This window comes from Aeromonas sp. V90_14, from assembly GCF_029967615.1.
Taxonomy (GTDB): Bacteria; Pseudomonadota; Gammaproteobacteria; order Enterobacterales; family Aeromonadaceae; genus Aeromonas; species Aeromonas hydrophila.
This window is the reverse complement of sequence record NZ_JASCAS010000046.1, coordinates 1-13,895: the sequence shown is the minus strand read 5'-3', so window position 1 is coordinate 13,895 and position 13,895 is coordinate 1. Positions and strand designations below refer to the sequence as shown.

Here is a 13,895-nt window from a genome sequence, read left to right as displayed (position 1 = left end):
GATTTGTTGTGCCCAGACGGGCAGGAGCACAGGGGAAAGCCAGGATCACGCGGCGCTGGCGACACCGCCATTACCCCTTAGTATCGCCCATCGGGCCCATTACTTGAGGTTGAACCCCCTGGATCGCAGGAAATCCTGCATGAAGGGGCGCGCCTCCTTGCCTAGGATGCCTCGGATCTGGCCGCTCCAGCTCTGCTGCTTGTTGTTGCTGCTGCGGGACTGGTAGTAAGCCTCGATCTGCTGGTCGTAGCCGGCAAGGAGATCGCGATCCAGTTCGGTCTGATAGTGGTTTTCATGCACCATCAGAGCGCGGGGCAGACGGGGTTTCTGTTCGGGCGCCTGGGCGGGGTGGCCAAGGCAGAGGCCGAACAGCGGGATCACCTGATGCGGCAGCCCCACCGCCTCGCTCACGGCGGCCGGATTGTTGCGGATCCCGCCGATATAGACGCCACCAAGTCCCATGGATTGGGCTGCCAACAAGGCATTCTGGGCCATCAGGGCGCCGTCGATGGCACCGATCAGCAGTTGCTCCACAAAGCCGGTCTGGGCATCCGGCACCACTTCGCAGTGGCGATGGTAGTCGGCGCAAAACAGCAAAAACTCGGCGGCCTGGGCCACGTAGGCCTGGTGTCCCGCCAGCTCGGCCAGGCGGCTGCGCAGTGCCTTGTCGGTCACCCGGATGATGCTGTTGGCCTGCAAAAAGCTGGAGCTGGAAGCGGCCTGGGCCGCGCTAAGGATCTGGTCGAGCTGAATGTCGGTGATGGGCTCGGCGGTGAATTGACGAATGGAGCGATGGGCGAGAATAAGGTCGAGAGTCGGGTTCATGTTGCCTCCAGAGACGAAGCCCACACTCTACCCAAAAACAGCGAGGGGCCCAAGGCCCCTCGCATTAGCGGCGCCACAGAGTAATCCGTTAGCCTGCCAGCGGATAGCGGCCGGCCTTGCAGCTGACCATGAAACGGCTCTCTTCCACCTGCGCCACCGTCATCGGCTTGCTGAAAAGGAACCCCTGAAACACGTGGCAGCCCTGGGTGCGCAGGGCGGCGAGCTCGTGCTCGTCCTCCACTCCTTCGGCCATGATGCCAAGACCCAGGCTGGTGGCCATGGCGACAGTGGCGCGGATCACCGGCAGGTTGAGGCCCACCACGAAGGAGCGATCCAGCTTGATGGTGTCGATGGGCAGCCGGTTGAGATAGGCCAGCGACGAGTAGCCGGTACCGAAATCATCGATGGCAATCTTGATCCCCTGTGCGCTCAGGGCGTCGAGGATCTCGATGCACCCCTTCATGTCCAGCATCAATACCGTCTCGGTCAGCTCCAGCGTCAGCAGGCTGGCCGCCACCCCGAACTCCTTGAGCTGCTGGGCCACCAGTTCAGGCAAGGCGGAAGAGAGCTGGAAGCCGGAAAGATTGACCGACACCGGCACGTTCACCCGCCACTCCCGTTGCCAGTGAGCCATCTGGGCCAGCGCCGTCGACAACACCCAGCTGCCTATCTCGCGGATCAGCCCCATCTCTTCCGCCAGCGGGATGAACTCCACCGGCGAGACGTGGCCCAGCACGGGATTGTGCCAGCGCAGCAGCGCCTCGTACCCGAGCAGCTTGCCCTGTGCCACATCCACCTGAGGCTGGTAGCAGAGGCTCAGCTCCCCTCGCCCGATGGCCTTGGCCAGAAACTGCTTCAGGGTCAGCTTGCGATGCAGAGTCTGCTGCATGCTGGGGGTGAAGCGCTGCCAGCGCAGCCGGCCCATCTGCTTGGCCTGGTACATGGCCATGTCGGCGCGGGTGATGAGGTTGTCGCCATCGTCCGCATCGTCCGGATAGATGGCGATGCCGATGCTGCCGCCGATGGTCACCTCGGGCACGCCGCTCAGCTGCAGCGGCTTGGTCATCTGGGAGAGCATGAGGTCAGCCACCTCCTGCGCCCGATCGCTCGAGTGGCTGAGCGGCACCAGGGCAGTGAATTCGTCGCCACCGAGCCTCGCCAGCTCCACATCGCGCGGACAGATCTGCTTGAGCCGGCCGGCAACCCGCTCCAGCAGTCGGTCACCGGCCTTGTGGCCGTAGTTGTCGTTGACCAGCTTGAAGTTGTCCAAGTCCATGAACACCAGCGCAAAACGCCCGCCCAGCCCGCAATAGGCCTCCAGCGATTTCATCAAGCCATAACGGTTGAGCAGGCCGGTCAGCGAATCGTGCCAGGCCAAGTGGCGGTGCTCCAGCTCTTCCAGTTTGCGGTCGGTGATGTCGCGCATGGTGAGCAGGATCTGCGCCCCCTGCTGAATGTGGCGAAACTGGTACTGAAACCAGCGCATCCCCTTGAGGGTGCGGCACTCCCCCTCGGCCACCACTTCATCGAGGCGGGAGAGCTTCTGGTAGAAAGCCTCGTCATTGCCGGAGAAGAGCTGGGAGAGGTAGCGGATCTGGTTGCCGAAACACATGTCGAAATGGTGGTTGCCGCTCTCCAGCTGGCCCTGATTGTCAAACAGACAGGCCAGGGTATCGCCGGTGGCGAGCGAGGACTCCTGATAGAGGGTATCGGCGTCGATCACCGCCTCGGTCATCATCATCAGCCGACCCGCCAGCTGGATGCCGGAGAGGCGCAGGTAGATCTGCTTTTTCACGCCCTTGGGGGAGAGGGTCCACCACTCGCTGTAGCTGCGTCCCTGCTGGAAATCCCCGAGGTAGCGCTGCAACAGCAGATCGATGGCCTGTGCCATGTCGGCCGAGAAATCGCGCGATTGCAGCTCGCCCAGCGAGCTTGCTTCCCACACGCTCAAGGCGGCGCGATTGGCCCAATAGATGTGGTGATGCCGGATATCATAAACCCAGATTGGGGTATGCAGCACATCCATCCCGTTCAATAACCGTTCGTCTAGCGTATTCATCTAATATGGTGATTCATGATGTGTGATCACAGGGAAACCCAGCGACGGAGGGCCCTCCCGGGCACCCGGTGCTGGTACAAAATCGGATCCAGCCCATAATGTGAAACAAGCATGCGCAAAGGGCTGGCTTCATATGAAAACGCTACATGTGAAACCCATGGTCAGAAAAAACGGACTCACGTTGGTATTGTTGGGCATCATAGTAACCATTGCTATGATTTTTATACTTTTTTTATTCGGTGAACAACCACTAATCCCCCTCGTCTCCGGCCTGCTGGCGGGTCTGATGATGATATTTATCGGCTCATTGAAGCTGATTGAACCCCACTTCAGTCTCTCCCTCTGTCACGATTGTCTGCAATATCACCATAAATACGGCGGTTGGATCCTGAAATGGAGAAATATTCAGCGAATCGACCAGCCGCACATTCATCTGGGCTGGGATCTGGTCCCCCTGCCCTATATCGGTTTGAAAATAAAAGATTACGACGATTTTTTGACATTGATCACACCCAGATTGGCAGTACGCCTGCTGACCGAGCAACGCAGCGTCTTGCTGCAGGCACTGCGCAGCGAACAACCGGCCTGCTGCAGCGGAGGTTGTGCCTATGCCTTTCAGGGCGAGGGATTGCTGGAGGAGAGCCATTTTCGCTCTCCCTCCGGCCAGCGCTATGAGGGGGTGATCGCCATGCTGGCCAACCGCATGACCCGGCTGCGCGAGCTGCTCGGCTACGATCTGCTGGTGCCGGACAACAGCCTTGACCGGGATCCGGTCGAATTTGTCCGGCTGTTGCATCAGTACCAGCGGGAGTCGAATCTAATCCAGATCAATTAAACGCCGGATTGAGCTTGCCAAGGCGGGCACCTCTTCTTAAGGTCACTGGCTTGTTACACCCAGAACACCGCTTATGAAGTACATCGAAGAGTTCTATCTATTCGTCAAGGTGGTGCAAGAGGGAGGCTTCTCCCACGCGGCTGCCGCACTGGGCATGCCAACCGGCACCATCAGTCGACGTATTTCTCAGCTGGAAGAGCAGCTCGGCTGCTCCTTGCTACACAGATCCACCCGCAAACTCCGCCTCACCGACGAAGGGCTGCGCTACTACGAGCGCCTGTGCACCCCGTTGGCCGCGATCGAGCAGGCCACCGGCGAGATCCAGGGCAAAGAGGCCGACATCAACGGGGTGATCCGTCTGGCGGCCCCCATCGCCCTCTCCAACACCATCCTGGTCGACATGCTGGCGGACTTTGGCCTGCACTACCCAGAAGTGCAGTTCGACATTACCCAGACCAATGACCACCAGCATCTGTTCGACAACGACCGGGATCTGGTGTTCTTCAACGGCGAGCTGCCGCAATCCTTGCCCAACGCACTCTGCCTTGGCCACATCGAATACGGCCTGTTTGCCTCCCCGCTCTATCTGGAGAAGATGGGCACACCGGCGCATCCCGCCCAGCTGGAAGAGCACGCGCTGATCTACTGCTGGCCGCACCAGCACTGGCAGTTGACCGATCGGGACGAGCAGACGGTACAGATCAAGCGTACCGCCAAACTGACCGTCAACCAGACCCAGGCTGCCGTCCGGGCGGCCAGGCGCCACCTGGGGATCGTCAATGCCCCACTCCACTACGTGCATCCCTTTCTGCAGGATGAGCAGTTGGTCCCGGTACTGCCCGACTGGAAAACCGGCAACCGGCCCTTCTATATGTTGCGCTGCCAGCCTCAGTTTGCCCCGCTGCGTGTTAAGATGTTCGCTGAATTTGTTGAAAAATATTCAGCGCGCTACCGGAATCGCCAATGGGACAATCAATTTTCACCGGCGACCAGCCTGTCCCATTGCATCTGACCGTTGGCGGGCCACACTTATAGCAATCCTCGTTGACCAGGCCAGCCTAACACTATGAATGTATTGATATGTGATGACTCAGGATTCGCCCGTAAACAGCTGGCCCGCGCCCTTCCCGCCGACTGGGATGTGACGCTGCATTACGCCGCCAACGGGCTGGAAGGGATAGAGCAGGTGCTGATGGGTCATGGGGATCTGATCTTTCTCGACCTGACCATGCCGGAAATGGATGGCTACGGCGTGCTGGAGACCCTCCAGCGGGAGGGACTGCGCAACAAGGTCTTCGTGGTCTCCGGCGATATCCAGCCGGAAGCCTATCAGCGAGTGATGGGGCTGGGCGCGCTGGATTTCATAAAGAAACCCGCCGCACCGGAAACCCTCAGCGCCCTGCTGAAGCAGCATGAGCTGTGGCAGGCCAAAGGTGCCGCCACTGCACATGACACCCGGCCCGCCGGCCAGAGTGTCAGTGATGCCGGCAGTCTGGATACTGGCATCAAGATCAGTCCCGAGGTGCGCGACGTCTATCAGGAGCTCGCCAACGTCTCCATGGGCCAGGCCGCCGACCTGCTGGCCCGCCTGCTCAACGCCTTCGTGGTGCTGCCCATTCCCAACGTCAACGTGCTGGAAGTGTCCGAGCTGCACATGGCCCTCTCGGCCGCCGCCGACTCGGATACTCTCTCCGCCGTCTGCCAGGGCTTCATCGGCGCCGGTATCGCCGGCGAGGCGCTGATCCTGTTCCACGATTCCAGTTTCAAGGATCTGGCCCGGCTGATGAACCATCAGGGCGTGCTCGATCGCAACGCCGAACTGGAACTCTTGATGGACACGGCCAACGTGCTGATCGGCGCCTTTTTGCGCGGCTACGCCAGCCAGCTCGACACCCCCTTCAGTCAGGGCCATCCTGTGGTACTCGGCCAGCACAGGCCCATCAACGAGCTCATCAACACCAACAAGAGCCGCTGGCGCCGCACCCTGGCCATCGAGATCAACTACCGGGTCCAGGATTACGCGGTGCAGTGCGATCTGCTGCTGCTGTTTACCGAAGATTCCATCGCCACCATGAACAACAAAATCATGCACATGCTCTAGGAGTGACCATGGAAATCCGTGAATTTCATTGGCTGATGAACATAGTCCAGAACCTGGACGTGGGGCTGGTGGTGCTCGACAAGGAGTACAAGGTGCAGGTGTGGAACGGCTTCATGGAGAGCCACAGCGGCCGATTGGCCGGCGAGGTGCGCGATGGCGTGCTGTTCGAACTCTTCCCCGATGTGGATCGGGCCTGGTTCGAGCGCAAGGCCAACATGGTGTTCAAGCTCAACAACCGCGCCTTCAGCACCTGGGAGCAGAAACCCTATCTGCTGCGTTTTTCCAACTACCGCCCGATCACCGGCTCAGCCCCCCACATGTTCCAGAACCTGACGCTGGTGCCGCTGGCCGATTTTGGCGGTCAGGTGACCCACATCGCGGTCATGATCTACGACGCCACCGACGAGGCCATGCTGATGAGCGGCCAGCGCCAGGCGTGACCCGCTTTCTGCTCAACAATAAAACAGGGTGCCTTGGCGCCCTGTTTTATTGAGTGAACCTTAACGTACGGCAAGGTACTCGGTGAAGGCATCGATCACCTCGTCGATGTCGTCATCGGTGATCTGCAGGTGAGTCACCAGCCGCATCTCGCCGTAACCGGAGAAGAGGATCCCCCGCTCCTTCATGAACGCGAGCAGCGCCTCGGCCTCCCCTTTCACCAGCCGCAGAAATACCATGTTGGTCTGCACCAGCGCGAGATCCAGCTCGATGCCGGGCAATGCGGCCAACCCTTCGGCCAGCCGTCTGGCACGGCGGTGATCGTCCGCCAACCGGGCCACATGCTGATCGAGGGCAAACAGACCGGCCTGAGCCAGGATCCCCGCCTGGCGCATGCCACCACCCAGCATCTTGCGCAGCCGTCTGGCGCGGGCGATGAAGGGGCGAGAACCCACCAGCAGCGACCCTACCGGTGCACCTAACCCTTTGGAAAGGCAGATGGAGATGCTGTCAAAGGGGGCGGCCAGCTCGTGTACCCCATGGCCGCTCGCCACGGCGGCGTTGAACAAACGGGCTCCATCCAGATGCAGTTGCAACCCGCGTTCGTCGACGAACTTGCGCATCGCCTGCAGGTAGTGAAGGGGCAGCACCTTGCCGTTATGGGTGTTTTCAAGGCAGACCAGTCGGGTCTGCACAAAATGGGCATCATCAGGGGCGATCGCCGCGGCGACATCGGCCACTGCCAGCGAACCGTCGGCCTGCATGGGCACCGCCTGCAGCGCGACCGAGCCCAGCACGGCGCTCCCCTGCGCCTCATAGCGATAGATGTGGGCCGCCTGACCGACGATGGCGCCCTCCCCCCGCTGACAGTGACTCATCACCGCCAGTAGATTGGACATGGTGCCCGAGGAGACAAACAGCGCGGCCTCCTTGCCAAGCAGCTCGGCCCCACGGGCCTCCAGTGCATTGACACCGGGATCTTCCCCGTAGACATCATCCCCCACCTCGGCATGCAGCATGCTCTGGCGCATGGCATCCGTGGGCTGGGTGACCGTATCACTTCGTAAATCGATATAGCGCATGACATCCCTCCTGAAGCAGGAGGATGACGTTAGCCAGCAGGAGCTGGCTTGGCAAGCGGGCCGTTTCCGGAATGTGAAGCAGGTGACGGCTTACCAGGGCAGCGGCTGGCCCTGCAGGTCGAGGAAACAGCCGGACTGGGCCGACGACAATTGGTTGATGAGATCAAGCAGACGCGGCGCCACCAGCGCAGGATCCTGCAAGGTCTCGGCCGCCAGTTCATCTAGAAAGGGTTGATTCATGGGGGTGGCCATCAGCCCTGGGTGCACGGTGACAACCCCGGCGGCGGGGAAGCGCTCCCGCCACTCGTGGGCCAGCGTTCTTGCCCCCATGTTGAGTGCCGCCTTGCTCATCCGGTAGCTGTAACGACTGCCCGTCTCGTTGGCGCCAAGACTGCCGGCCAGATCGGAAAGAGAGCAAAGCCAGAGGCGGGTATCCACCGTCATTCGGCGGCTCAGGCAGGCGGCCAGAGCCAGCTGCGGCCAGGCGTTGGCCAGCAGGCTGTCGCACAGCCATCTGGGATTGACCTCCTCCACCCGCCGCTCCGGCATGAAGTTGATGTCGTGCAGCAGGCCGATGGTGTTGATCACCACGCTCGGCAGCGGCGCCGTGTCATAGAGGGTGAACAGGGCATCGAAGGAGAGCGCATCCACCTCCTGCAACGGGAAATAGCAGGCGGGATCCACGCCCTTGGGCAGATGCCTGCCGGCCAGCACCAGCTCCTCGCCACGGGCGGATAGCTCATGTGCCAGCGCCGCGCCCAATCCGCCGCTGCCCAAGATCAGATAGCCCATCACCCTCTCCCCGCTGCCCTCATCTGCTTTAGAGGGTATCAGAATAATCCACGGCTGTTGCCCGGCCATCCCCATCCAGGCTCACGCCTCATGCAGGTGTTTGCCAAATTCGCGCGCCCGCGCCAGATCCAGAAATCCATCAGCCTGCTTGTGACTGCGCAAGAACTGGTAGTAAGCGAGCAGGGTAACCAGCTCGTCTTCTGCGGGCAGGCGCTGCTGCGGCAACTGTTCCTGCAACAAGGTGCCGGCGGCGCTCAGCGCTTCTCGGTCCACTACCTCCGCCTGCCGATAAAGGTAGCCGCAGCCGGTGGCGAGCCACTCCAGCGAGCAGTTGGCGGCCATGGCAATCTGGTTGGCCTTGCCAAGGCCGGGTTCGGCTCCTTTCAGATATTTACGGATCAGGGCCTCACTCAACCCCACCTTGCGGGCAAAGGCACTGATGCTGCCCGTCCCGATCAGGCTCTGCAAGCGCTCGGCAAAACCGTCCATTTCCTTCCCCTTCAGAACCAAAGTTCGAATTAACAAAAGCCGCATTATTGCCTTGCCAGCCAGAAGAGACCAAGATGCTGGCAGCATTTTTTCCCTTATCCGCCAAGGAGCCACCATGTCCGTATCCCGCCTCTCTCTGCATCCACAGGGCCCGACCTTCTCTCGCCTCATCATGGGTTACTGGCGTCTGATGGAGTGGCAACTCTCCCCGCACGCCCTGCTGGATCTGATGAAGTACCACCTGGATCTGGGGGTCACCACCATCGATCACGCCGACATCTATGGTGGCTACCAGTGCGAAGAGGCCTTCGGCAACGCCCTGCGCCTTGAACCCTCTCTGCGCAGCCGGATGGAGATCGTCAGCAAGTGCGGCATCGCCCTCACCGCCAAGCCGGAACACGCGCTGAATCACTACAACACCGGCAAGGCGCACATCATCGCCAGTGCCGAGGCCTCCTTGAAAAAGCTGGCCACCGACCATCTGGATCTGCTGCTGATCCACCGCCCGGATCCCCTGATGGATGCCGACGAAGTGGCCGATGCCTTCATCACCCTCAAGCAGGCGGGCAAGATCAAGCATGCCGGGGTCTCCAACTTCACCCCTCGCCAGTTCGAGCTGCTGCAGTCGCGTCTGCCCTTCCCGCTGGTGACCAACCAGCTGGAGATCTCGCCGCTCAACCAGAGCACCACCCTGGACGGTACCCTGGACCAATGCCAGCAACTGCGCATCAAGCCGATGGCCTGGTCCTGCCTCGGTGGCGGGCGCCTGTTCCAGGCCCCCGAATATGCCCCGCTGCGCGCCGAGCTCGAGCAGATCCGCCAGGAAGTGGGCGCCGAGCAGATCGAACAGGTGGTCTACGCCTGGGTCATGATGCTGCCAAGCCAGCCGCTGCCGCTGATAGGCTCCGGCAAGCGGGAGCGGATTGCCACCGCCGTGGCCGCTGAAGCCATCGTCCTCAATCGCCAGCAGTGGTTCCGCATTCGCAAGGCGGCGCTCGGTTACGACGTGCCCTGATTCATCCCGTAAACGCCAGAAACAAAAACGGCATGGGGGAAACCCATGCCGTTTTGCGTTATCGAGGCAGCTCAGCGATGACGCTGGGGGCGACCACGTGGTGCATCTGTCTTCGGCTTGGCCTGGTTGACTGTGATGGTACGGCCACCGATTTCGGTGCCATGCAAACCGGCGATGGCCTTTTCAGCCTCGCCATTGACAGGCATTTCAATGAAGCCAAACCCCTTGGACTGACCGGTATCGCGATCGATGATGATATCGACCTTGTCTACCTGCCCAAATTGGCTGAACACGGTTGTCAGTTCGTCGGCCGTCATCCGGTACGACAGATTACCTACGTAAATCTTCATGCCATCCACTCTCGATTCAAGGTGCCTTCTCTATCCAATCACCAACACAAAGGTAAGGGCACAACCCCCATGCCGGACCTGCCAGGGCATCATGCCTGGGCACTCCCCCGTACGGTTCACTCAAGTCATTGATCTCTTGGGTGAACAGAACGGGCAAGATCAATTCGAGTCACTGGCAGTATCTGAGCTTTGGGGAAGATTGTCGAGAAAATAGTCAGCTCATATGGGGAGCAGGGCATCCAGCAGCCCCTGCAGCGTGCGTCGACCATGCCAGGCGCGCTTAAAGCCAAAGCGATAGATGCCGGGCGCCACGACATGGGTGCCTTCCCGACTCAACCCCATCAGCGCAGTGGCGGCCGCCAGCTGCTCATCGTTCAGCGCCAGATCCAGGCTGAAGGCCAGCCACTGACCATCGTGGCCCACCTTGCGATCCCGCTCGACCCCGACCAGTACCGATCTTGGCAGGGCCTGTGCCCGATCACTGCTGCCATTGAGCAGGTAAAGATGCGTATCGTCCCAGGCCAGCTCCGCCAGCCGCCAGCGCTGCCAGCTGCGAGGCAGTATCATCATCAGCAGCACTATGCCGCCAAACACCAGCCCCACCCAGGACAGCAAACCCATTTGCGGATAACCCAGACTGACGGCGGCCAGCACGGTGACCAGGCTCGCCAGCAACAGCACAACCATCACCGGATAGAAACGGCGAGCAGGGGGCATCAGCCAGACCAGTCTCTCTTTGTTCACCAGCTCACTGACCTTCATTCTCTTCTCCTCTTGCCTGTGCGTTTACACGCCCTGGATGCGCCAATTTTGGCGCGCATTGTGCGCGAGCCCGACACCGGGATGCAACAGGGCTCGCTCATCGGGTGACGGCCTCACCGGACTCTTGGTATCATTCTCTTCATCTGAGCCCATTCGCATGCTTGTCGGGAGTCTCATGCTTGCCACCACCCTGCTCTTCATGGCCAGTACTTTTCTTGCCGAACCTCATCCCCACCAGGCCGAAGCGATTGGCGGCTACTCCGCCGGCTGCCTCAAGAACGGGGTAGCGCTGCCGCTGACCGGCCCCGGCTATCAGGTGATCCGCACCAAGCGACTGCGCTACTACGGCCACCCCGAGCTCATCGCCTACTTGACCACCCTGGCCAACCAGACCCGCATGGCCGGTATGCCGGACCTCTATATCGCCGATCTCGCTATGGCCCACGGCGGTCCCTTCACCTCCGGTCACCGCAGCCACCAGACCGGCCTCGACGCCGACATCTGGTTTCGCATGGCCAACCAGCCCATCTCAACATGGGAGCAGGATGCCCCCAAGGAGTGGGCGCTGATCGATGAGCCCAGCTACCGGGTGCTGCCCGGGCGCTTCGGCCCCCAGCAGCTAAACCTGCTGCGCCTGGCAGCCAGCAAGCCCGAGGTCGCCCGCATTTTCATCAACCCGGTGCTCAAGGCCGAGGTATGCAAACGGGCGCCTGATGAACCCTGGGTCGCCAAGTTGCGCCCCTGGGTCGGCCACTTCAGCCACTTTCATGTGCGTCTGCGCTGCCCGGCCGGCAGCCCGGATTGCCAGCCTCAGGCGCCGATCCCGCCCGGCAACGGCTGCGGCGCCGAGCTGGCCTCCTGGCTCAAAGACAAGCCGCAACTGCCCAAGGTTTCGATGACTTACCACAAACCCAGGCTGCCCGCCCGTTGTGGCGGTTGACCACAAGCTGGTATGGTGAGCCGTTATCTGCAAAAAATGTCAATGGAGAACAACAAGATGGCCACTTCACTCTGGCAGAGGGCAATCCAGTCCCTGTTGGTTATGACCCTGCTGCTGGGCCTGACCGGTTGCGGCATGAACAATATTCCGACCCTGGATGAGCAGGTCAAGGCGAGCTGGGGCCAGGTCGAAAACCAGTATCAGCGCCGTGCCGATCTGGTCCCCAATCTGGTGGCCACCGTCAAGGGCTACGCCAGCCATGAGCAGGACACCCTCAAGGCGGTGACCGATGCCAGAGCCCGGGTGGGCAGCCTGCAGGTCAGCGATCCCGCCCAGCTCAAAGAGTTTGAAGCGGCCCAGAACCAGCTCTCCGGCGCCCTCTCCCGGCTGATGGTGGTGGTCGAGCGCTACCCGGAGCTCAAAGCGGATCAGCAGTTCCTCACCCTGCAGGCCCAGCTGGAAGGCACCGAAAACCGTATCTCGGTGGCCCGGCGCGACTACATAGAAGCGGTACGTCAGTTCAATACCGAGATCCGCACCTTCCCCGGCGTCATCTGGTCCAAGCTGCTCTACTCGGATCTGGAGGCCAAACCGACGTTCAGCGCCAAGCCCGGTGCCGATGAGGCGCCCAAGGTCAGCTTCCAATGAAGCGCGTGATCCGTGCCCTGTTGTCCTGCCTGCTGGTGTGGACGGCGGTGGTATCCGCCGCCCCCACCTTCCCCGCCTTGAGCGGGCGAGTGGTGGACGAGGCCAACCTGATGTCCCGCAAGCAGGCCCACCAGCTCACCCAGCAGCTGGCGGCATTCGAGAAGCGCAGCGGCATCCAGCTGGTGGTGGTCTCCATCGACACGCTGGCGGGCGACACCATCGAGGAGTACGGCTATCAGCTCGGCCGTCACTGGGGCATCGGCCAGAAGGGCAAGGACAACGGGGTGCTGCTGCTGATCGCACAGGATGAACGCAAGGTGCGCATCGAAGTGGGTTACGGGCTGGAAGGTGCCCTGCCCGATGCCATCGCCGCCAACATCATCCAGACCCGGATCCTGCCCGCGTTCAAACGCGGCGACATGGTGGCCGGGGTGATCGCCGGCAGCCAGGCGATCATGCAGGCCTTGGCGGGCGAGTACAAACCGGTGGACAACGCCGGCAAGGATAAGCTGGGCGGGCCCTGGCTGTTCATCCTGATGGTGATAGTGATGATCGTGCTGCACAACCTGCGTGGCGGTGGTGGTGGCGGCAGGGGTGGCCGGCGCCGCGCCGCTTACCTCGCCGGTGGCTTCGGTGCCGGTCGCTCCGGTGGCGGTTTTGGTGGTGGCGGCGGTTTCAGCGGAGGGGGCGGCAGTTTCGGCGGCGGCGGTGCCTCCGGTGGTTGGTAACAGGGATTAAGAGACGACACATGATTTCGAAACAGTTCTTTCACACGCTGCAGGCCAGGGTCAAGCAGGCGGAGCAGGCAACCGATGCCGAGCTGGTGACCGTTCTGGCCCCCGCCAGCGACGGCTATCGCTACATCCCCACCCTGTGGGCGGCGCTGCTGGCCATGCTCACCCCGCTGCTGGTATTCGAGCTCGGTTTCTGGCTCGGCTGGTACGAGATCCTGCTGGTGCAGTGGTCGGTCTGGCTGGTGCTGAGCATCCTGTTCCACTGGACCCCCATCAAGATGTACCTGATCCCCAAACAGGTTCGCCAGCACAGGGCCGCCCTGATGGCACGCCTGCAGTTCGTCGAACAGGGGTTGCATCGTACTCAGGATCGGCTGGGGGTGCTGATCTTCGTCTCGGTGGCCGAGCACTACGTGGAGATCCTGGTGGATGACGGCATCGCCCAGCACATCGACAACGGCCAGTGGCAGGAGATCATCGATGACTTCACCCGCCGGGTGCGCAACAAGGAGGTGGAGCAGGGTTTCCTCGAGTGCATTGAGCGGACCAGCGCCATTCTGACCGACGCCTTCCCCGCCACCCGCGACCAGAACGAGCTGCCGGACAGCCTGATTATCCTCCCCAAGCCCTGAGCGGGTTTAAAAAACCGGCATTCTGTTCAAGGGATAGGCGTTCGATAAAGATTATGAAAAATAAGGGGAAAAGTGGTTGACCCAGGCAGCCCTTTCCCCTAAATTACGCCCCGTTCCAGCGCAACGGCGCTGTGAGCGAAAATTTGGTGAGGTGTCCGAGTGGCTGAAGGAGCACGCCTGGAAAGTGTGTATA

Annotated in this window: 16 protein-coding genes; 9 read left to right on the top strand and 7 right to left on the bottom strand. The window is 61.3% G+C overall.

Annotated elements, in window-relative coordinates; translation table 11 throughout:
* Positions 1-99: 99 nt before the first annotated feature.
* Together nfsA and QLG02_RS19480 are read right to left on the bottom strand one after the other, a co-directional pair.
* The gene (gene nfsA, locus QLG02_RS19485; RefSeq protein WP_282465939.1) at positions 100-825 is read right to left on the bottom strand and encodes an oxygen-insensitive NADPH nitroreductase; all 726 of its coding nucleotides are present in this window, start codon (positions 823-825) and stop codon (positions 100-102) included.
* A gap of 88 nt (positions 826-913) precedes the next feature.
* Positions 914-2,851 carry an EAL domain-containing protein gene (locus tag QLG02_RS19480; protein WP_016350432.1) on the bottom strand — a complete coding sequence of 646 codons (1,938 nt, stop codon included), beginning with the start codon at positions 2,849-2,851 and terminating at the stop codon, positions 914-916.
* A 166-nt stretch (positions 2,852-3,017) separates the two neighbouring features.
* On the opposite strand from QLG02_RS19480, the gene QLG02_RS19475 reads away from it, so the two are divergent.
* The 4 genes from QLG02_RS19475 to QLG02_RS19460 all read left to right on the top strand — a co-directional run bounded on the left by QLG02_RS19475 (position 3,018) and on the right by QLG02_RS19460 (position 6,260).
* On the top strand, positions 3,018-3,719 hold the full coding sequence (locus QLG02_RS19475; protein ID WP_282465938.1) for a DUF2982 domain-containing protein: 702 nt from the start codon (positions 3,018-3,020) through the stop codon (positions 3,717-3,719).
* Between the two features lie 73 nt (positions 3,720-3,792).
* The gene (locus QLG02_RS19470; protein WP_011705681.1) at positions 3,793-4,731 is read left to right on the top strand and encodes a LysR family transcriptional regulator; all 939 of its coding nucleotides are present in this window, start codon (positions 3,793-3,795) and stop codon (positions 4,729-4,731) included.
* Between the two features lie 54 nt (positions 4,732-4,785).
* A complete protein-coding gene (locus QLG02_RS19465) occupies positions 4,786-5,820 on the top strand; it encodes a response regulator (RefSeq protein ID WP_282465937.1) in 1,035 nt (344 codons plus the stop codon).
* A gap of 8 nt (positions 5,821-5,828) precedes the next feature.
* Positions 5,829-6,260, top strand: coding sequence for a PAS domain-containing protein (locus QLG02_RS19460; RefSeq protein WP_005346525.1), 432 nt, complete (start codon positions 5,829-5,831; stop codon positions 6,258-6,260).
* Positions 6,261-6,320: 60 nt separating this feature from the next.
* On the opposite strand, the gene ltaE is transcribed toward QLG02_RS19460, so the two are convergent.
* The 3 genes from ltaE to QLG02_RS19445 form a co-directional block, all read right to left on the bottom strand.
* Entirely contained in the window at positions 6,321-7,340 is a 1,020-nt protein-coding gene (gene ltaE, locus QLG02_RS19455; RefSeq protein ID WP_282465936.1) for a low-specificity L-threonine aldolase, read from the bottom strand.
* A 90-nt stretch (positions 7,341-7,430) separates the two neighbouring features.
* Positions 7,431-8,132 (bottom strand): short-chain dehydrogenase, encoded by a 702-nt coding sequence (locus QLG02_RS19450; RefSeq protein WP_282465935.1) that lies wholly within the window; start codon positions 8,130-8,132, stop codon positions 7,431-7,433.
* Positions 8,133-8,213: 81 nt separating this feature from the next.
* On the bottom strand, positions 8,214-8,621 hold the full coding sequence (locus tag QLG02_RS19445) for a helix-turn-helix transcriptional regulator (protein ID WP_011705676.1): 408 nt from the start codon (positions 8,619-8,621) through the stop codon (positions 8,214-8,216).
* Positions 8,622-8,736: 115 nt separating this feature from the next.
* On the opposite strand from QLG02_RS19445, the gene QLG02_RS19440 reads away from it, so the two are divergent.
* Entirely contained in the window at positions 8,737-9,636 is a 900-nt protein-coding gene (locus QLG02_RS19440) for an aldo/keto reductase family oxidoreductase (RefSeq protein WP_282465934.1), read from the top strand.
* A 71-nt stretch (positions 9,637-9,707) separates the two neighbouring features.
* Here QLG02_RS19440 and QLG02_RS19435 read toward each other — a convergent pair whose 3' ends face one another.
* Positions 9,708-9,986 (bottom strand): RNA-binding protein, encoded by a 279-nt coding sequence (locus QLG02_RS19435; RefSeq protein ID WP_026080382.1) that lies wholly within the window; start codon positions 9,984-9,986, stop codon positions 9,708-9,710.
* Between the two features lie 219 nt (positions 9,987-10,205).
* A complete protein-coding gene (locus QLG02_RS19430; RefSeq protein WP_282465933.1) occupies positions 10,206-10,748 on the bottom strand; it encodes a hypothetical protein in 543 nt (180 codons plus the stop codon).
* Positions 10,749-10,923: 175 nt separating this feature from the next.
* Between QLG02_RS19430 and mepA the strand changes: the two genes are divergently transcribed.
* Genes mepA through QLG02_RS19410 form a run of 4 tightly spaced genes read left to right on the top strand, consistent with a single transcriptional unit; the run spans position 10,924 to position 13,702 of the window.
* Positions 10,924-11,688, top strand: a complete 765-nt coding sequence (gene mepA / locus QLG02_RS19425) for a penicillin-insensitive murein endopeptidase (protein WP_282465932.1) — start codon at positions 10,924-10,926, stop codon at positions 11,686-11,688.
* A 42-nt stretch (positions 11,689-11,730) separates the two neighbouring features.
* The gene (locus tag QLG02_RS19420; protein WP_282465931.1) at positions 11,731-12,336 is read left to right on the top strand and encodes a LemA family protein; all 606 of its coding nucleotides are present in this window, start codon (positions 11,731-11,733) and stop codon (positions 12,334-12,336) included.
* On the top strand, positions 12,333-13,064 hold the full coding sequence (locus QLG02_RS19415; RefSeq protein ID WP_282465930.1) for a TPM domain-containing protein: 732 nt from the start codon (positions 12,333-12,335) through the stop codon (positions 13,062-13,064). Before QLG02_RS19420 ends, QLG02_RS19415 begins: the two co-directional genes overlap by 4 nt.
* Positions 13,065-13,084: 20 nt before the next feature.
* Positions 13,085-13,702 carry a TPM domain-containing protein gene (locus QLG02_RS19410; RefSeq protein ID WP_011705669.1) on the top strand — a complete coding sequence of 206 codons (618 nt, stop codon included), beginning with the start codon at positions 13,085-13,087 and terminating at the stop codon, positions 13,700-13,702.
* The last annotated feature ends 193 nt before the right edge of the window (positions 13,703-13,895 follow it).